The organism is Caulobacter sp. DWR2-3-1b2, from assembly GCF_049896345.1.
Lineage (GTDB): Bacteria > Pseudomonadota > Alphaproteobacteria > Caulobacterales > Caulobacteraceae > Caulobacter.
In genome coordinates this window covers 98057-116514 of the sequence record NZ_JAFCUC010000004.1, presented here as the reverse complement: position 1 = coordinate 116514, position 18458 = coordinate 98057, and the positions used below count along the sequence as shown (strand labels likewise).

The window sequence follows — 18458 nt, the reverse complement described above, 5'->3', positions numbered from 1 at the left end:
TTGCCGCGCGGCCAGGATAGAAGCCGCTCCCTTTTGAGAAGTTCGAGACCGTCATGACCAGCCGTTGGACCCCGTCGTCGTGGAGAGCCATGCCTGCGAAACACGTCCCGACCGACTACCCGGACATGGGTGCGGTCGATCGCGTGGAACAGACCCTGCGCCAGATGCCGCCGCTGGTCTTCGCCGGTGAAGCGCGCCGCTTGAAGAGCCTGCTGGGCGACGTGGCCGAGGGCCGCGCCTTCCTGCTGCAGGGCGGCGACTGCGCCGAGAGCTTCAAGGAATTCCACGCAGACAACATCCGCGACACCTTCCGCCTGATCCTGCAGATGGCGGTGGTGCTGACCTTCGCCGGCGGCAAGCCCGTGGTGAAGGTTGGGCGCATCGCCGGCCAGTTCGCCAAGCCACGCTCGGAACCGATTGAGACGATCGACGGCGTCACCCTGCCGTCCTATCGCGGCGACAACATCAATGGCATGGACTTCACGGCCGCCGAGCGCATCCCCGATCCGGACCGCCTGCTAAAGGCCTATGGCCAGTCGGCCGCGACCCTGAACCTGCTGCGCGCCTTCGCCAGCGGCGGTTATGCCGACCTGCACAACATCCACCGCTGGACCCTGGGCTTCGTGGGCGACAGCCCGCAGGGTGCGCGCTACCGCGAGCTGTCGGACAAGATCAGCGAGAGCCTGACCTTCATGGCCGCGATCGGGGTCACGCCCGAAAGCCATCCGGGTATGCACCAGGTGGAGTTCTTCACCAGCCACGAGGCCCTGCTGCTGGGCTTCGAGGAAGCCATGACTCGCGTCGATAGCACCTCGGGCGACTGGTACGACACCAGCGCCCACCTGCTGTGGATCGGCGAGCGCACCCGCCAGCTGGACGGCGCCCACATCGAGTTCATGAAGGGCGTCAAGAACCCGATCGGCCTGAAGTGCGGTCCGACCATGGAGGGCGACGACCTGCTGCGGCTGATCGACGTGCTCAACCCGCATAATGAGCCTGGCCGACTGACCCTGTACGGCCGCTTTGGCTCGGACAAGATCGCCGACCGCCTGCCGCGCCTGATGAGGGCCACCAAGGCGGCCGGCCGTTCTGTCGTCTGGGCCACCGACCCGATGCACGGCAACACGCTGAAGGCCTCGACCGGCTACAAGACCCGGCCGTTCGACCGAATCCTGGCCGAGGTGAAGTCGTTCGTCGAGATCGCCAACGCCGAGGGCGTTCACCCCGGCGGCGTGCATCTGGAAATGACTGGTCAGAACGTCACCGAGTGCATCGGCGGCGCGCGGGCGGTGTCGGAGGGCGATCTCGCCGACCGCTACCACACCCATTGCGACCCTCGGCTGAATGGCGAGCAGGCCTTGGAACTGGCCTTCCTGGTGGCCGAAAAGCTGAAGTCGGCGCGCGAGGATCAGCGACGCCTGGCGACGGGATAACGGCGTTACCTTAGTCTTGGCCATGGGTGGTTCGCGGGTGTAGGCGTCCTTCCAAGAAGGAGGCGACGCCATGGCTAACGTCTCGATATCCCGGCGCCACATGGCGGCGGCGCTCGCCACCCTTGCCGCGCTCGGCGTTGGCTGGGCTGATCAGCAGGCGCCCACGCCGCCCTCGAGCGCGCCGACCCGCGTGCTGGATGGTGCGCGCCGGTTGACGGTGCAGGTCTTCCTGAATGGCCAGGGACCCTATCCCTTCCTAGTCGACACCGGCGCCAGCGCGTCGGTCATTTCCGCCGTGCTGGCCGACAGCCTGGCCCTGCCGCGAGGGCCGGACGTCACCCTGCACGGCATAGCCGGCGCCCAGAGGGTGCGCACCGTGGCGCTCGACACCATCCGGGTAAGCCGCCGCGAGCGCAGGCATCTGAACCTGTCGGTCCTTCCGGAACGCTATCTCAATGCGCCGGGCATGTTGGGCATGTTGGGCATGGACTGGCTGGGCGAGCGGGGGCTGACACTGGACGTGGCGGGCAAGCAGTTGCACGTCGGCGCCAGCCTGCCCAAGACCGATGAGCTCAGCGTCACGGCGCCCACAAAGCTGCGTCGCGGCGGGTTGGCCTTGATCAAGGCCCTGGCCGCCGGGGTCCCGACCCTTGCCTTCCTGGACACAGGCTCCACCACCACGGTCGGCAACGGGGCTTTGATGGACATCGCCATTCAGCGACGGGGCGTCACCAGCGCCTGGACCGAAACCCAACTGGTCAGTCTGACGGGACAAATGCCGGACGGTCGCTTGGCCGCGCTCAAGCGTCTGAAGCTGGATCCGATCAGCCTGATCAACCTGCCCCTGGTCTTTGGCCCGGTTCATACCTTCGATTATTGGGGGACTTCCGACCGGCCCGCCCTGCTGCTGGGCATGGACGTTTTGAGCATCTTCGAGACCGTTTTGCTCGACTATCGGCGGGGCGCCGTCCATTTTCAACTGTCGCGGTCATCGGTGGACTCGGCCATGTCTTGACCGGTCGCTCGCCGCTCTCCAATGGTTGTTTGAACGGAGTGCGTCGATGAGTTTGCCGGCCAGGTTGAAGCGTGAACTGCGGTTCCTGAAAGGGCTTACGCGGACCCTCAAGCGCGTGAAGTCCATCGCTCCCGACAGCGGCAACCTGATCTGCGATGACCTGGAAGCCGCCGTCGACAAGTGGTCGGGCAGCCCGGCCATCACCTTCGAAGGCAAGACCGTCAACTACGGCGAACTAGACGCCATCGCCAACCGCTATGCCCACTGGGCCAAGGGCCAGGGGATCACGCGCGGCGCCACCGTGGCGCTGTTCATGCCCAACCGGCTGGAATATCTGGCCATCTGGTATGGCCTGTCCAAGGTCGGGGTCGCCACCGCCCTGATCAACAACCAGTTGACCGGGCCCGCCCTGGCCCACTGCCTGAACATCTCCCAGGCCCTGCACTGCATCGTCGACGCCGAGACCTCGCCCTGTTTCGAACAGGCGAAGGGGGCGCTGGACCGCCACGTCCAGCAGTGGGTGATGGGACCGGCGCACGGCGACCAGCGCGACTTGGTCAACGCCCTGAAGAGCTGCAGCCATCTACGCCCAGACCGCCTGACGGCGCGCAACGGCATCACCGCCAAGGACACGGCCCTCTACATCTTCACCAGCGGCACCACGGGTCTGCCCAAGGCCGCGCGCATCACCCACATGCGCGCTCAACTCTATATGCGCGGCTTCGCGGGCTCGACCGACGCCCGCGCCACCGACCGCATCTACGTCACCCTGCCGCTGTATCACGCCACCGGCGGCCTCTGCGCCATGGGCGCGGCCCTGCTGAACGGCGGCAGCGTGCTGCTGCGCAAGAAGTTTTCAGCCAGCCAGTTCTGGGACGACTGCGTCAACGAGCGCTGCACGATGTTCGTCTATATCGGCGAGCTGTGCCGCTATCTGGCCAACCACCCCGAAGGCCCCAACGAGCGGGCCCACAAGATCCGGCTGATCTTCGGCAATGGCCTGCGCCCCGACGTCTGGGACACCATGCTCGACCGCTTCAAGGTGGGTGGTGTGCTGGAGTTCTATGGCGCGACCGAGGGCAACGTCTCGTTGTTCAACTTCGACGGCCGGCGCGGGGCGATCGGCCGGATCCCGAAATATCTGCGCAGCAAGTTCAACATCCGCATCGTCAAGTTCGACGTCGAGACCGAGATGCCGGTGCGCGGCTCCGACGGCTGCTGCATCGAGGCGGCGCCCGGCGAGATCGGCGAGTGCATCGGCCACATCGCCAGCGACGCCCGCTCCAACTTCACCGGCTACGCCGACAAGGCCGCGACCGAGAAGAAGATCCTGCACGACGCCTTCCAGAAGGGCGACGCCTGGTTCCGCACCGGCGACCTGATGCGCGGCGACAGCGACGGCTACCTCTATTTCATCGACCGGATCGGCGACACCTTCCGCTGGAAGGGCGAAAACGTCGCCACCAGCGAGGTCTCCGAGCGCCTGTCCGGCGTCGAGGGCGTCAAGGAGGTCAATGTCTATGGCGTGCCGGTCGGCGACCTGGACGGCAAGGCCGGCATGGCCGCCTTGGTGGTCGGGCCGGAGTTCGACATTAACGCCCTGGCCGACTATGTCGATCGCGAGATGCCGGCCTATGCCCGTCCGATCTTCGTGCGCCTGCAGCCCGAGATCGAGACCACCGGCACCTTCAAATATCGCAAAATGGACCTGGTCAAGGAGGGCTTCGATCCCGCCAACACCAAGGATCCGCTCTATTTCCGCGATCAGGCCAAGGGCTATGTGAAGCTGACCAAGACGGTCCACGCCAAGATTCTGGCGGGCGGTTACCGGCTGTAGGCGTCCGGGCTCCGTGCAACGCCGTATCTTGAGCGGCGTGGGCATGGGGCGCATGAGGTGGAGCGGGGCATGGTCGGATCGATGACGCGGAGAGCCGGGCTGATCGCGCTGGCGGGGTCTATGGCCTCGGCCTGTTCGCCGCTGTCGCTGTTCGCCACCTTCACACCCAAGGACGCCGCCAAGCTCAGCGAGCACGGCGCCGCCTATGGGACCCTGGAGCGGCAGGTGCTGGATGTCTATGCGCCCAAGCGCGAGACGGCCCCGGCCCCGGTGGCGGTGTTCTTCTATGGCGGTTCCTGGGATTCCGGACGTCGGCAGGACTACGGCTGGGTGGGCCGGGCCCTGGCGGCCCAGGGCTTCCTGACAATCGTGCCTGACTATCGGCTCTATCCGGCCGTGCGCTATCCCAGCTTCATCGCGGACGGGGCCTTGGCCGTGCGCTGGGCCATCGAGCATGCCCGGGCGCTGGGCGGCGATCCGGACCGGCTCGTGCTGGTCGGCCATTCGGCCGGCGCCTATATCGCCGCCATGCTGGCGCTCGATGACCGCTACCTGAAGACCGCCGGCGTCGATCCCAAGGCCGTGAAGGCGCTCGCTGGCCTGTCTGGTCCCTACGACTTTCTGCCGCTGGACGGGCCGATCACCCGGCAGACCTTCGGCGAGGCCCGCGACCTGCCCGCCACCCAGCCGGCGCGCTACGCCAAGGCCGGATCGCCGCCGGCCTTCCTGGCCACCGGCGACGCCGACACCACCGTCAAACCGCGCAACACCGTGGCTTTGGCCGCCGGTCTTCGGGCCAAGGGCGTGGCGGTGGAGGAGCGTCACTATGCGGGGCTGAATCACGCCGACACGGTGCTGGCCCTCTCCAAGCCCTTGCGCGGCAAGGCGCCGGTGCTGGCGGAGATGGTGGGGTTTTTGAAAGCACGGGTGTCGTAAAATTCCGTTCATCCCGGCGAACGCCGGGATGTGGATTCACACTTGAAGTGCACCGCTCCTCAAACGTGAGGTGATCATACGCTTGTCCCATCGCAACACCTCGGTCAGAGAGTGTTGCACTTCGTTTGTGAACTCAGGGGACCCAGATTCAGCCGGAGCGGCTCGTGGGTTTCACCTGGGCCCCGGCCTTCGCCGGGGAGACGGAAAAGGGGTGAGGGCCCGGCGCCGAGCTGCTGCCCCCTGAACTCGAGAAAACTAGGCCGAGACGCGCTTCAGCGGGCTCTCGATAAGGCCCATGGCCGTGCCGACGTGCTTGAACACCGCCAGAACCTGGTCGATCTGCTCGTCGGTGTGGGCGGCGCTGACGCTGGTGCGCAGCAGCGGGCGGCTGTCCGGGGTGGCGGGCGGCAGGGCTAGGTTCAGATAGACCCCGCTCTGCAGCAAGGCGTTCCACATGCCGATCGCGCTTTCGACATTCGGCATGGTGATCGCCACGATCGGGCTGGAGGTCGGTCCGGTCATGTAGCCCAGGCCGCTCAAGCCGTCATACAGGCGGAGAGCGTTGGCCATCAGCTTGTGGCGCAGCTCGGGCTGTTCTTCCAGGCGGCGCAGGGCGGTGATCGTCGAGCTGACCACGGCCGGGGGCAACGAAGCGGTGAACATGTAGGGACGGCAGGTGACGCGCATGACGTCGAAGTCGTCCATGTCGGACACGCAAAATCCGCCGATGGCGCCCAGGCTCTTGGAGAAGGTGCCGACCACGAAATCGACGTCGTCTTCCACGCCGGCCAGTTCGGCCAGGCCGCGGCCGTGCTCGCCGAGCACGCCCATCGAGTGGGCCTCGTCGACCAGCAAATAGCCGCCCAGCTCGCGCTTCACGGCGGCGATTTCCTTGAGCGGCGCGATGTCGCCGATCATTGAATAGATGCCCTCGACCACGATCAGGCGCTCGCCGGGCACGTCCTTCATGCGGCGCAGGCGCTTGTACAGGTCTTCGGGGTCGTTGTGGCGGAAGCGGATGACCTCGGCATGGCCCAGGCGCGCGCCGTCATAGATCGAGGCGTGGCTGTCGGCGTCGAGGATCAGATGGTCGCCCCGGCCCACCAAGGTGGACAGCACGCCCAGATTGGCCTGGTAGCCGGTGGTGAACACCATGGCGTGCTTGCGCTTGTAGAACTTGGCCAGCGCCGTCTCGAGCTCGACATGGGCCTCGAAACTGCCGTTGGCTATGCGGGAACCGGTGGTGCCGGTGCCACGTTCCTGCACGGCCTTGACGGAAGATGCGATCGCCTCGGCGTCGAAGGTCAGGCCCAGATAGTTGTTCGTCCCCAGTAGAATGGTGCGTTTGCCGTTGATCACGCCCTCGGTGGGCGAGGTGACGGCGTCGAAGCGCACGCTGAAGGGATCGGCGCCCGCTAGCCGGATGGCGTTGTAGGCGTCGCGATATGCGATGTGCTTGTCGAAAAGCCCCATTGCTCAGGCCCTATTCCGAAGGTCTTTGATCAGGTCCGCCAAGTCTCCGGCCGTTTCGACCGAACCCAGGCGATCCAGAGGAATGGAGATGTCGAAGGTGTCTTCGAGCTCCATGATGATGTTCATCAAGGCCAAGGAATCGACGGCCAGATCGCGGCCGATATGGGTAACGTTCGTCACCTCGACCGAACGTCCGAGCACCTTGCCCGTCGCCAAGCCAATTTCACGCAAAGTGAGATCCGTAACTGCTTCCATCGAACGCGCCGATATCCCCGACCAAAAACCTACATAACCGAATTGTAACAGCCGTCCTGTCAGAAAATCGCCGTATTCGGCGACTTCTGAGCTTTTTTATCCTTCAACCAACCCTTGGAGCGATACCACCGCACGCTGTGCGCGAATCCCTCCGCCAGAGCGTAACGCACCGGGGGAAAGTCCGGAATCGGATCGTTGCTAGATAGGGCCCAATCCCCGTGAAGCAACTCCCGGGCCTTGCCGGGGGTGAAGATTGAGTCGCTCCCGGTGGCGATCGAGACCCATTTTGAGAAATTCGCCAAAGACTTGATCACCCAGGCGGGAATACGGATCAATCGGGGCGACGTGCCGACCGCCTTGGAAGCGGTCTGCATGAGTTCGATCCAGCCATACCCGCCAAGACGGTCGTCGGACAAGCTGAGCAGGCCAGGACGCGGCAATTTGACCAGATGGGCGAAACGCGCGGCGGCGTCGTCGACATGGATCCAGGCCATCCGCGCCGCGGGGTCGAGTACGGGCAGGAAGGCGCTTCGCGACGCCATTTCGAACAGCCTCAACGTCTCCATGTCGCTGGGGCCGTAGATGGCGGGCGGGCGGACGATGGTCAGGGCGTCGCCGAACGCCTCGCGCGCCGCGTCCTCGCCGCCGCGCTTGCTGCCGGCATAGTCCGACAGGTGAGGCTCGCGCGCCGCCAGGCTGGACACCAGGATCAGTCGCGCGCCGGCCGCCTTGGCCGCCCCCGCGACGCGCCGCGCGCCATCGACATTGGCCCGGTCGAACGCCGCGCGGGAGGGGGCCTTGATCAGGCCGGCCACGTGGACAACGACCTTGGCCCCGTCGCACAGCGCCGCGAGGGCTGGCGCGTCGGCCAGGTCGCCGATCACCAGCTGTGGTTCAAGGTCGGTCCAGGCGGGGTCGGCGATGTCGCGGCGGGCCAACACCCGCACGGTCCAGCCGTCGGCCGCCAGGGCGGTGACCACGCGCCGGCCAAGAAAGCCCGTGGCGCCGGTGACGGCAACGAGCCCCCTGACGGGCGTAGGGTCCATCTTTCAGCCGCTCTCGCCGTAGGCGCCGGCCAGATAGGCGGCGCGGGCCTTGGAGCGGCTCAGCTTGCCGGACGAGGTCTGGGGCAGGGCATGGGCGCCGACCAGTTGAACCTGGGTCTCGACGCTGTGGCGCAGGCGCAGGACGCCGGTGACCTTGTCGACCAGGGCCGCGCGGGTGTCTGCGTCGCCGCCCCGCGCCTGGACGAGCACCACCACCGTCTCTTCGCCGTCGCCGGGCACGGAGAAGGCCGCCACGTCGCCGCTGCGCAGGCTCTCGACCTCGGCCTCGGCGGTCCATTCCAGGTCCTGCGGCCAGATGTTGCGGCCGTTGAGGATGATCAGGTCCTTGCCGCGCCCGGTGATGACGATCTCGCCGTCGATCAGGAAGCCTATGTCGCCGGTGTCCAGCCAGCCGTCGGTCGATAGGACGCGGGCTGTCTCCTCCGGCTGCTCGAAATATTCCCGCATCAGGCTGGGGCCGCGCGCATAGATACGGCCGACGCCGCGCTCGCGCAGCACCACGCCGGTCTCGTCACGCACTTCCAGCTCGTGGCCGGGCAGGGCGGGACCGTTGCGGGCGAAGTCGCGCGAGCGTTCGGCGTCGTCATTGGTGACGGCTAGGTTCTCGCGTTCCAGCCGCTCGACATCCAGGCGCTCCACCCTGAGGCCGCCGCCCAGAGGAGCCATCGACAGGGCGAGGGTCGCCTCGGCCATGCCGTAGCTGGCCACATAGGCCTTGTCCGAGAAGCCGACGGCGGCGAAGCGCTCGGCGAAGGCCTTCAAAGGGCCGGTGCGGATCATGTCTCCGCCCAGGCCGGCGCTGCGCCAGCCTGACAGGTCCAGGTGCTCGATCGAGGCCACCTCCGCGCGGCGCGCGCACAGTTCGTAGCCGAAGGTCGGGCTGTAGGAGATGGTGCCGCCGTTCTTGGTGATCAAATCCAGCCACAGCAGAGGCCGGCGGACGAAGGCCCCAGTCGGCAGCAGATCGACCGACATCTGGCTGGTCATGGGGCTTAGCAGAAAGCCGATCAGCCCCATGTCGTGATAGAGCGGCAGCCACGACACGGCGCGGTCGTGGGGCTTCACCTGCAGGCCGTCGCGGGTGATGGCCACGGCGTTGGCCATCAAGGCCCGGTGGGTGACCAACACGCCGGTCGGAAAGCGCGTGCTGCCCGACGAGAACTGCAGGTAGCAGGTGGCGGCCGGCAGGATATCGGGCAGCGCGGCCCCGTCCTCTTGGGAAGTGGGCGCCTCGGGCAGGTCGGCCAGCGCGCCGGCGAAGTCCAGCGGGGTCTTGGCGGCGATCTCGGCTACCCAGTCCTTCATGCCCGACGGACCGATCAGCCGCTTGGCGCGCGCCGTGGTCAGCATGCGGGCGATCTGCTCGACATAGGCCTCGCGGCCGCCCAGCGGCGCGGGCATCGGCAGGGGCGCGGGGGCCAGGCCCGCATATTGGCAGGCGAAGAAGGCGCGTACGAAATCGCCCTCGGTGTCGGCGATCAGTCCCACGCTGTCGCCGGGCTTTGCGCCACTGGCCAGCAGCCGTCCAGCCAGGTCCAAAGCCTGCTCGCGCAGGGTGGCGTAGGGCAGGGCCTCGACCAGTTCGCCGCGCAGGGAATAGAGGTTGACCCCCGTCTCACCGCTCGCCGCGAAGTCGAGAGCGGCGGTCAGGGTGGGGAAGTCGGCGAGGCGAACGGTTCGCGAAGGGGACGTCGGAGTCATCATCAGGGCACGCCTTTGGCGCCGTTTTTGTCATCGGCGCAAGTTTGTTCATCGCCCGGCGCGGCGGACATCCGGCCCAAGCTTTGCCGCAGAGTGAGGAACATGCCCAGCGCCATGGCGGCGGCAGCGGCCACCAACGCCGCCCCGGCCCCACTCAGGCCGAGGTTCTTGATCAGAGGCACGAGGGCCAGCAGATAGAGGGCGCAGACCACCACGCGGACCCGCAAGGCGGCCCCCGCCTGGTTCAGCGAGACCAGCATCGGCTCCAGCGGCAGGGCTAGCAGGCCGATGGCGGCGGCGGCGACCTGCCAGGTCATGATCCCGGCGGCGGCGGCGAACGGCTTGCCCATCACCAGCGCCAGGAGAGGCTCGCCGAACAGGGCAGTGACCAGCAGCAGGGCCCCGGCCACCGCGCTACCCATCAGCGCGATCTGGCCGGCCAGCCTGCGCATGGCCATCTCGCCGCCCGTGGCCCGCAACTTGGCCAGTTCAGGATAGAGCGCCGGCACCAGCAGCTTGGCGGGTTTGGCCATGCCGTCGGCCACCTGTCGGCCAACCCGCCATAGCGCCGCCTGGGCCGGGCCCAGCACCGCCCCGACCACCAGGGTGATCACCTGGGTGAAGGCGGTGTCGAGGCTGCCGTTGAAATTGGTCGCCCAGGCAAAGCGCCAGGCGCCGGGCAGGCCCTCGCTGAGCGGTCCCCGGAAGGTGAACCCGTCCAGCAGCTTGCGCCGCGCCAGGTCCCACCAGGCCACGCCAATCACATACAGGAACGAGGTCACCGTCCCCGCCGCCCAGGCGGCCAGGAACCCGCCGATCGGCGCGTGCAGCGCGAAGGCCACGGCGCAGCCGACCAGGCGCACCGCCGAACTGACCGCCTGCTCGGCGGCCAGGAAGCGGAAGCGGTCGAACAGGCGCAGCAGGCCGACGGCGGTGGCCGAGGTCATCATGGCGATCGATAGGGCGTAGAGCGCGGCGGCCGGCGCCAGCTCGCGCGGCCAGCCCAGGGCTCCGCCCAGCAGCAACGCGCCGCTGACGCCCAGACTCACGCCAACGGCGGCGCCGATCAGGTCGAGCAGCAGCGTGAACCGCAGGACTTGCTGGAAGCGGGATCGATCACCTTGCAGCAACGGCCCGGTCCCGTACTGCAGCACGGTCTGCCAGGACTGGAACTTGGCGACGTCGCCGAGGAACTGGGCGAAGGCGTTGATCAGCACCAGCATGCCCAGTTGAACCGCGCCAAGGCCGCGCGCGGTCAGGGCGATATAGGCCAGTCCGACCAAGGCGTTGACGGTGCGCCCGCCGAGCAGGGTGCCGGCATTGGCCAGGACCCGCTTCAGAACACGAGAGTCCTGGGTCATCGTCCGTGGCGGCTCGACATCGGCAGCCGCTCGACGATCGCGCGGGCGGCGCGGACCGAGGAGGGCGTTTCCTGCAGGTCGAAGCTTTCAGCAAAGCCTCGCACCTGGACGTCGCTATAGGCGCCGTGGCCGCGCCGCGCTGAAGCGATCGCGTCAACCAGGCCCTCGACGCTGTTCAGCACCGGACCATAGAGCCAGTGATGAAAGCTCTCATCGCCCTGCCAGGCGGCGTCCGAGGCATTGAGGAACAGGCACGGCTTGGGCGTGCGCAGGAACTCGTAGATCTGGCTGGAGACGTCGCCCAGATAGAGGTCGGCCGCGCGGGTATAGGTCATGTCGATCGCGGCGGGCCCCCCAAGGTCCAGATGGATGCGCGGATGATCGACGAACGAGGCCAGGGCGTCCACCGTCCGCGGATCCGCGCCGTCGAAGAGGCGGATATGGGGGGCGAAGATCAGATTGTAACGGTCGTCCGCCGCGAAGGCCTCAAGCACCTGCCGACCCCAGCGCGGCCACGAACCCAGGGTGGGATGGAAATGCGGGTTGTACAGCACCACCGGCCTGGCCTGGGCGAACACCGGCAGCGGCGAGCCGGGCAGGGCGTCGATGATGTCGAACTTGGGATAACCGACCATGGCGCAGGTCTGGGGCGTCACCCAGCCCTCGGCGATCATCCGTTCGTACTGCTTGGGTCCGGCGGCCATGACCAGGTCGAAGGCCTTCAGGCGCGGCTCGAACGGCCCGCCGCGATCGCCGGCGCCGTGCTGGGTGTAGACCAGCTTGCAGTCCTTGACCCCGAGCTTGCGCAGCAGGGCGGTGGTGCGCTCGGGCGTGACGACGGCGTCGTAACGGCCCAAGCGCTGGGCGTTGGCGGCCAGCATGAGGGCCTTGGGCGGGGTCGAGGCGCCCTTTAGCCGCAGGTTCCGCAGCCAGCTTGGCGGTAGCAAACGCGAGGTGATCGGCGCGCCGCCAAGCTGGGCCAGCAAACCACGCACATAGTCCAGGTGCTCGGCCGTGGTGGCGGCGATCTCGACCTCGACGTCCGGCCAGCCGCGCGCCAGAGCGACAGCGATCGGCAGGCTGTGCAGGATCTGGTGGGTCTGGGCGATGAACAGGAAACAGACCCGGGGCCTGGCGCCGTTCGCCTTGGCGTCGGTCTGGATCACTTTTGCGGTGTGATGCGCGTGCGCACCCGGCCCTTGAAGATTACCCGGTCGCCCTTGTCGCTGGCCGAATAGCTGTCGGCCTGGACGGCGCTGTTGTTCGGGCCCAGGCCCTGCACGGCGGCGCCGCCGACCAGATCGCCGGTGCGGGTGTCGATCAGGGCCTTCTGCGAGGCGAACTGATAGCCCTGGCCATTGTCGATCTTGACGTCGCCGGTCAGCAGCAGCGAGCCCTTCTCCTCCTTATAGACGCCGTCCTTGGACGCGACGTGGGTAGGGGCGTCGGAGCCGTAGCCGCGCGTCAGCTGAGGGGTCTTGAGAAACACCTGGTCGGGATTGGCCGGATCGCGCGTGGCCGAACTGGCGGTGATCAGGAAGGCGCGGCCGTCCTTCATCGCGCCCGTGAAGCGGGGATTGTCCATGCGCAGCGACGCGCCCGAGGCGACGGGCGCGTCCTTGGCGGCCAGGGCGCGGATCGTGCCCTGGCCGACGATGGTCACGGCCACGCCGATGGCGATGACCGGCAGGAGCAGGCGCAAGGCCCGCACCGACGGGCGGTGGCGGTTGCGGTTCTTCTTGCGGATCGGATGGGCGGTGGCGGGGGTGAGGGCGATCATGACTGTACGAACTGCGGGCGACGGATCACCGGATTAAGCCTCCCGGCGCGATCCCCAAAGCGGGAATCCGACCCTGCCTTTCGCCGGGCCGGGGGTCAACGTCCGGAGGCGATCAGGCTGGTGCGTTCCTCCGTGCTCAGCGGCCGCCAGCGGCCCTCGGGCAGGTCGCCCAGCAGCAGATCGCCGATGCGGATCCGCAGCAGATCGACGACGACCAGCTCGACCAGCTCGCACATCCGGCGGATCTGGCGGTTGCGGCCTTCGGTCAGGATGAACTTGAGCTGCTGGCGGCCCACCACCTCGACCCCGGCCGGGCGCAGGGCGCGCTCGTCCAGCTCCAGCCCGTGCCGCAACAGGGCGAGTTTTTCGTCGGTGATCCAGCCATCGACCCAGACCAGATATTCCTTTTCGAGCTCGGAGGCCGGGCCGATCACCGCCTTGGCCACCACCCCGTCCTCGGAGAGGATCAGCAGGCCGCGCGAATCCATGTCCAGGCGTCCCACCGGAGCCAGCTTGTTGTCGAAGCCGGGGATCACGGGGCTCTGGCCGTACAGCGCCTCGCGGGTCAGCAGGCGGACGGCTGGAACCTGGCCGGTGTCGGGCTGGGCCGAGACGATGCCGATCGGCTTGTGGATCATCACCGTCAGGGCGCCTTCCAGCTGCGCCTGGGCGCGGTCGGATAGCACCAGGGTCTGGCCCGGCTCGATCTTGCGGCCAACGTCGTCGACTCGCAGGCCGTCGATCGACACCAGGCCCTGGCTGATCAGCGCCTCGGCCTCGCGGCGCGAACAGACGCCGTTCTGGGCCAGCCAGCGGTTGACGCGCTGCGGCTCGGCTTCGTCATAGAGGCGGGTCCAGGCCATGGCGGGGCGTCCAGAGGAGTGAGCGGGCCTGTCTAGGGCCGCGAGGCGGGTCTGGGCAACCGCCATGGGACCTTGGCCGTTTCAGGGGCCGTGAAATCTGGCTTGGAGCACCCCGATGACCGACCGCGTCGCCAACGAGACCGCCCTGACGGAGGTCATGGAGTTCATGGCCAGCCCCCCCGCTAGGGACACCCCGGAGGACGCCCGGTTCGGGCAGCGTTTGCTGCAGGTCTTGGCGGCCTCGATCGTTGATGGTCCGCTCGACGAGGACGACCCCGTTTGCACGGCCGAACTGACGCTGGACGCGGATCTGAGAGCCCGGCTGGAAAAGGCGTCGCTCGAGCGAAACCATAATGCGTTCGGCGGCTATGCCGACGGCATGGGACCGACCTTGGGCGGTGGACTGAATAAGGAATAGGACCCCGCCCTAGAGCACTTCCCGACCTGACTGCGTCAGGCCGTGAGCTCTAGTTTTTTGTTTTGACGCATTTTTTTTCAGGCGAACCGGAACCACTTCGCTCGAAAAATGCCCTAGACCTTGCCGCCGGGACTGTTCTTGAAGGTGTCGCCCACCTCGGCGGCGTCGCCGCCGTCGGGACCCGCCGTGCGGCGTTCCTTGTGACCGGTCTTCACCGTGTCGTGCTCGGAGACCAGCCCTGGGCGGTCGCCAAGGGGTAGGGCGGCATTAGCCTCGCGGCCGGGGCTGTTGATCTTGTCGGCCATGTTGGCTCCTTGCCAATGCATGGAAAGGAAAGCCTTCGACGCGGCCCTGAGTTCCGACCTTGACCGCACGGAACACCACGGCGGCGTCGATCGTTGCGAGGCCATGGCGCGCAAGCTCAAGGTATTTTCCTGGTCCGACGGCCTCCACGACTACACGGTGGCCACGACGTCGCGCGCCAAGGCCCTGGAGGCCTGGGATGTCGGCCACGACCTGTTCAAGGACGGCACGGCCAAGGCGGTCGAGACGGGCGCCGCTTTCGACGCCGCGGTGGCCACGCCAGACACGGTGATCACCCGGCTCGCCGGCGGACTGAGCGCGGCGCTGAAGGCCCTGCCGGCCAAGGCCCGCCGCAAACCCTCCAAGGCGGAGACCGCGCGGGCCGAGGCGCTGGCCGGGCTGCGGGCCGAACTGAAGGCGCTGGAGGACGAGGCCGAGGCCTCCGAAGTGGCCTTCGCCGAGCGGCGCGGGACGCTGGAGGCCGAAGAGGCGGCGGCCAACGAAGGCTTTGCGACGCGGCGGGCGGCCCTGGAAAATGCGATCAAGGCGGCGGCAAAGTAGGTCCTCCCCCACAGGGGCAGGATTTTACTTCCCCACGCTCTCCAGCAGCCGCAGCCGGGCAATGTCCGGATCGGCCACCAGCCGCGTCTCCGGCCCGATCAGCATCTTCTTCGGCGACGTCTCAGGCGTGTAGGCGGTCCACGGTGGCAGGCCCGGGCCATTGGGGTCGCCAGACCGCGCGAAATTCACCCAATAGGACGACATCTGGTCGGCCACGCGGCGATCGACGGCGTCCACCGTCCAGGTCTTGAGGATCTCCGGGTGGTCGAACACATAGACGATGTCGGCCGAATGGAAGGCGCCGAAGCTCTTGCCGCGATTGTTCGCCCCGAACCAGTCGTCCGGCGTCTTGGGCGCATGGTCGAAGCGGTAGACATAGACGGGCGCCTTGCCTGTGCGGGACTGGGCCGTGGCCCAGCGCCAGGTTGGCAGGCCCATCCACAGGTCGCCGGCATACATGACCCGCGAGGCCTGGGCCGTGGCGGCCGGATAATGCGCCAGGGCCTCGCCGACCCGCGCGCCAAAGCGCTCGGCCAGCACCTGCTGCAGGGCCTTGGCGCCAAACACGCCGCCTTCCATCAGGCTGCCCTCGTCATGGTTCCAGCCGACCAGCAGCGGCACGTCCGACTGCTGGTGAACGTCGAAGGTAGCGGGGGCGGAGGCCGGAAGGATCCAGCCGTCGAGGACGGGGCCGAAGTTCAGGCCGGTGTCGGGCGCGACCCATAAGGCCAGGATCTCGGCCGACGAGCGGCCGCGCAGCTGGGCCAGGGTCTGGCCGCCCAGGGCCTTGCCGAACGCCACGCCCACCGCCTCGCCCTGGGCCAGGGTCTTGTCATCGCCCAGCATGCCGAAGGCCGAGCCGCTCTCGCCGATGGCGCGGTGAAACAGGCCCTTGGCCTGGGGCGAGATCATCAGTCGGCTGACGGCGTCTGATCCCGCCGACTCCCCGGCGATGGTGACGTTGTTCGGGTCGCCACCGAAGGTCTTGGCGTTGTCGCGCACCCAGCGCAGGGCGGCGATCATGTCGGCCAGGGCCTGGTCGCCGCTGGCGTGGTTCGGCGATTCGGCCGTCAGTTCGGGATGGGCCAGGAAGCCGAAGGCGCCAAGGCGATAGTTGATGGTCACCACCACCACGCCCTTGCGGGCCAGGGCCGCGCCGTCGTGACGCGGCTCGGCGCCCGACCCCGCGCCATAGCCGCCGCCGTGGATCCAGAAGAACACCGGCAGGGCCTGGCCCGGCTTCGCGGCGGTGCTGACGTTCAGATATAGGCAGTCCTCGCTCATCGACGGGGTGAAGGGGTCAAGGTCGGCGTAGCGCTTGGGCTGCAGGCAGTTGGGGGAGAAGGCGTCAGCGGGACGCACGCCGGTCCAGGGCTGGACGGGGGCCGGCGGCTTCCAGCGGCGCTCGCCGGTCGGCGGGGCGGCGTAGGGCAGGCCCCTGTAGACGCGCACGCCGTCAGGCGCGGCGGGGGTGGCGGCGATCTCACCGCCAGTGACCTTCAAGGTCTGGGCGGCGGCGGGTGTGGCCAGCAACGCCAGGACCAGCAAGGGCAGGGCGAAGGCGCGGATCATGCGGCGGCCCGTTTCATGCTGAGGATTTGAACCGGGGGGTTCAGGAACTCGCCCTTCATCGCCGGCACGGGAGCGGGACCGTCGCTGCGTAGGGCCAGGATCGTCTTGACGATCGCCAGGCCCTCGACGACCTGGCCGAACGCCGCGAAGCCCTGGTTGTCGCCAGGCGCGCCCGGATGGGCGTCGAGATAGGGCAGGGGATTGGCGCAAATGAAGAAGTCGGCCGTGGCGGTGCCGGGCGCATTGCGAGTGATCGAAATCGTCCCGGCCTTGTGCTTCAGGCCGGTTGTCCGCGTGCTTTCATGGGCGATCGGGGCGAAACGCCGGGCCCGAGCTGCGGGTCCGCCCTGGATCGTCCCCGCGCCCTTGACGCCCTTGGTGCGCGCCGCCCGATAGATCGTGCCGCCGTCGTATTTGTGGGCGTCCACATAGCGCAGGAAGTTGCCGGCGGTGATCGGGGCCTTGGCGGTTTCCAGCTCGACCACGATGGCGCCGTGATTGGTCTGGATGACCACGCGCGGCTTAGCTGTCGCCGCCAGGGCGTCTAGGGGACTAGCCGCCAGCAGTCCGGCGGCGCCCAGCAGGCTTCGACGGCGGATCGTTGCGCTGTCCATCTTGGTCCTCCTTGATCTTCCACGATGCTTAGCGCGTGGGGAGAGGAAGAGGCGAGGCCCTAAACGCGCTCTACGACCATGGCGATGCCTTGGCCGACGCCGATGCACATGGTCGCCAAGCCATACCGGGCGCCGCGCCGGTGAAGTTCCTCGACCAGGGTCAGGCCCAGCCGCGCCCCGCTCATGCCCAGGGGGTGACCCAGGGCGATCGCGCCGCCGTTGGGGTTCACGTGGTCGCCGTCGTCGGGCAGGCCCAGGTCGCGCAGCACGGCCAGGCCCTGGGCGGCGAAGGCCTCGTTGAGCTCCACCACATCGATATCGTTGATCGACAGGCCCAGCCGGGCCAGCAGCTTGCGCGTCGCCGGCACGGGGCCGATGCCCATGACCCGGGGCTCGACCCCGCCGGCCGCCACGCCCAGCACCCGGGCGCGCGGCGTCAGGCCGTGGGCCTTCACGGCGGCCTCGGAGGCGACGATCAAGGCGGCGGCGCCGTCATTGACGCCCGAGGCGTTGCCGGCGGTGATCGTGCCGTCGGGACGGACGATGGGCTTCAGCGCCGACAGCGCCTCGATGGTGGTGGTGCGCGGGTGCTCGTCCTTGCTGACAACCACCGGGTCGGCCTTGCGCTGGGGCAGGGTGACGGGGACAATCTCGGCGTCGAAACGGCCGCTGGCCTGGGCGGTGGCGGCGCGGGCCTGGCTGCGCAGGGCGAAGGCGTCCTGGTCGGCGCGGCTGACGTTCCAGTCGGTGGCGACGTTCTCGGCGGTCTCGGGCATGGAATCGACGCCGTAAGCCTTGCGCATCGCCGGATTGACGAACCGCCAGCCGATGGTGGTGTCGAAGATCTCGGCGTTGCGCGAGAAGGCGCTGTCGGCCTTGCCCATCACGAAGGGCGCGCGGCTCATGCTCTCGACGCCACCGGCGATCATCAACTGGGCCTCGCCCGACTTGATGGCCCGCGCGGCCACGCCCAGGGCGTCCAAGCCCGAGCCACACAGCCGGTTGATGGTCGACCCGCTGGCGGTCGCGGGCAAACCGGCCAGCAGGGCCCCCATGCGGGCCACGTTTCGGTTGTCCTCGCCGGCCTGGTTGGCGCAGCCCAGCACCACGTCGTCCAGCGCGCCCCAGTCGACGCCGCCGTTGCGGGCCATCAGCGCCGCCAACGGGATCGCCGCTAGGTCGTCGGCCCGTACGCTCGACAACGCCCCGCCGTAGCGGCCGATCGGCGTGCGGATGGCGTCGCAGATGAAGGCGTCGGTCATGGGCGGT

General features: G+C 68.0%; 18 protein-coding genes. 6 read left to right on the top strand and 12 right to left on the bottom strand.

The window, feature by feature from the left end; translation table 11 throughout:
- The first annotated feature begins 53 nt into the window (after nt 1-53).
- The 4 genes from ACP694_RS12385 to ACP694_RS12370 all read left to right on the top strand — a co-directional run bounded on the left by ACP694_RS12385 (nt 54) and on the right by ACP694_RS12370 (nt 5221).
- Nucleotides 54-1433 (top strand): class II 3-deoxy-7-phosphoheptulonate synthase, encoded by a 1380-nt coding sequence (locus tag ACP694_RS12385; RefSeq protein WP_426012802.1) that lies wholly within the window; start codon nt 54-56, stop codon nt 1431-1433.
- 70 nt (nt 1434-1503) lie between these two features.
- Nucleotides 1504-2448, top strand: a complete 945-nt coding sequence (locus tag ACP694_RS12380; protein ID WP_426012801.1) for a retroviral-like aspartic protease family protein — start codon at nt 1504-1506, stop codon at nt 2446-2448.
- A 46-nt stretch (nt 2449-2494) separates the two neighbouring features.
- Complete coding sequence (locus tag ACP694_RS12375; RefSeq protein WP_426012800.1) at nt 2495-4285, top strand: long-chain-acyl-CoA synthetase; 1791 nt, start codon at nt 2495-2497, stop codon at nt 4283-4285.
- Nucleotides 4286-4354: 69 nt separating this feature from the next.
- Complete coding sequence (locus tag ACP694_RS12370) at nt 4355-5221, top strand: alpha/beta hydrolase (RefSeq protein ID WP_426012798.1); 867 nt, start codon at nt 4355-4357, stop codon at nt 5219-5221.
- 255 nt (nt 5222-5476) lie between these two features.
- Here ACP694_RS12370 and spt read toward each other — a convergent pair whose 3' ends face one another.
- The 8 genes from spt to ACP694_RS12330 all read right to left on the bottom strand — a co-directional run bounded on the left by spt (nt 5477) and on the right by ACP694_RS12330 (nt 13721).
- Nucleotides 5477-6694 carry a serine palmitoyltransferase gene (gene spt, locus ACP694_RS12365; protein ID WP_426012796.1) on the bottom strand — a complete coding sequence of 406 codons (1218 nt, stop codon included), beginning with the start codon at nt 6692-6694 and terminating at the stop codon, nt 5477-5479.
- A gap of 3 nt (nt 6695-6697) precedes the next feature.
- The gene (locus tag ACP694_RS12360; protein WP_426012795.1) at nt 6698-6949 is read right to left on the bottom strand and encodes an acyl carrier protein; all 252 of its coding nucleotides are present in this window, start codon (nt 6947-6949) and stop codon (nt 6698-6700) included.
- Between the two features lie 59 nt (nt 6950-7008).
- Nucleotides 7009-7995 (bottom strand): NAD-dependent epimerase/dehydratase family protein, encoded by a 987-nt coding sequence (locus ACP694_RS12355; protein WP_426012793.1) that lies wholly within the window; start codon nt 7993-7995, stop codon nt 7009-7011.
- A 3-nt stretch (nt 7996-7998) separates the two neighbouring features.
- Entirely contained in the window at nt 7999-9720 is a 1722-nt protein-coding gene (locus ACP694_RS12350) for a fatty acyl-AMP ligase (protein ID WP_426012791.1), read from the bottom strand.
- Nucleotides 9720-11078: a lipopolysaccharide biosynthesis protein gene (locus ACP694_RS12345; protein ID WP_426012790.1), complete on the bottom strand. Its 1359-nt coding sequence runs from the start codon at nt 11076-11078 to the stop codon at nt 9720-9722. The genes ACP694_RS12350 and ACP694_RS12345 overlap by 1 nt, the downstream gene beginning before the upstream one ends.
- Complete coding sequence (locus tag ACP694_RS12340) at nt 11075-12244, bottom strand: glycerophosphotransferase (RefSeq protein ID WP_426012788.1); 1170 nt, start codon at nt 12242-12244, stop codon at nt 11075-11077. The genes ACP694_RS12345 and ACP694_RS12340 overlap by 4 nt, the downstream gene beginning before the upstream one ends.
- Nucleotides 12241-12858 (bottom strand): LPS export ABC transporter periplasmic protein LptC, encoded by a 618-nt coding sequence (lptC, locus tag ACP694_RS12335; protein ID WP_426012787.1) that lies wholly within the window; start codon nt 12856-12858, stop codon nt 12241-12243. Before lptC ends, ACP694_RS12340 begins: the two co-directional genes overlap by 4 nt.
- A 95-nt stretch (nt 12859-12953) precedes the next feature.
- Entirely contained in the window at nt 12954-13721 is a 768-nt protein-coding gene (locus ACP694_RS12330; RefSeq protein WP_426012785.1) for a pseudouridine synthase, read from the bottom strand.
- Nucleotides 13722-13836: 115 nt separating this feature from the next.
- Here ACP694_RS12330 and ACP694_RS12325 point away from each other — a divergent pair, with 115 nt between their 5' ends.
- A complete protein-coding gene (locus ACP694_RS12325) occupies nt 13837-14139 on the top strand; it encodes a hypothetical protein (RefSeq protein ID WP_426012784.1) in 303 nt (100 codons plus the stop codon).
- Nucleotides 14140-14252: 113 nt separating this feature from the next.
- Here the strand turns inward: ACP694_RS12325 and ACP694_RS12320 are convergent, their stop codons facing one another.
- Nucleotides 14253-14444, bottom strand: coding sequence for a hypothetical protein (locus ACP694_RS12320; RefSeq protein ID WP_426012783.1), 192 nt, complete (start codon nt 14442-14444; stop codon nt 14253-14255).
- Nucleotides 14445-14463: 19 nt separating this feature from the next.
- Here ACP694_RS12320 and ACP694_RS12315 point away from each other — a divergent pair, with 19 nt between their 5' ends.
- The gene (locus ACP694_RS12315; protein ID WP_426012781.1) at nt 14464-15003 is read left to right on the top strand and encodes a hypothetical protein; all 540 of its coding nucleotides are present in this window, start codon (nt 14464-14466) and stop codon (nt 15001-15003) included.
- 24 nt (nt 15004-15027) lie between these two features.
- Here ACP694_RS12315 and ACP694_RS12310 read toward each other — a convergent pair whose 3' ends face one another.
- Genes ACP694_RS12310 through pcaF form a run of 3 tightly spaced genes read right to left on the bottom strand, consistent with a single transcriptional unit; the run spans nt 15028 to nt 18451 of the window.
- Nucleotides 15028-16575, bottom strand: coding sequence for a carboxylesterase/lipase family protein (locus ACP694_RS12310; protein WP_426012779.1), 1548 nt, complete (start codon nt 16573-16575; stop codon nt 15028-15030).
- Entirely contained in the window at nt 16572-17189 is a 618-nt protein-coding gene (locus tag ACP694_RS12305) for a peptidylprolyl isomerase (protein WP_426012778.1), read from the bottom strand. The genes ACP694_RS12310 and ACP694_RS12305 overlap by 4 nt, the downstream gene beginning before the upstream one ends.
- 59 nt (nt 17190-17248) lie before the next feature.
- Nucleotides 17249-18451 carry a 3-oxoadipyl-CoA thiolase gene (gene pcaF / locus ACP694_RS12300; RefSeq protein ID WP_426012776.1) on the bottom strand — a complete coding sequence of 401 codons (1203 nt, stop codon included), beginning with the start codon at nt 18449-18451 and terminating at the stop codon, nt 17249-17251.
- Between the last annotated feature and the right edge of the window lie 7 nt (nt 18452-18458).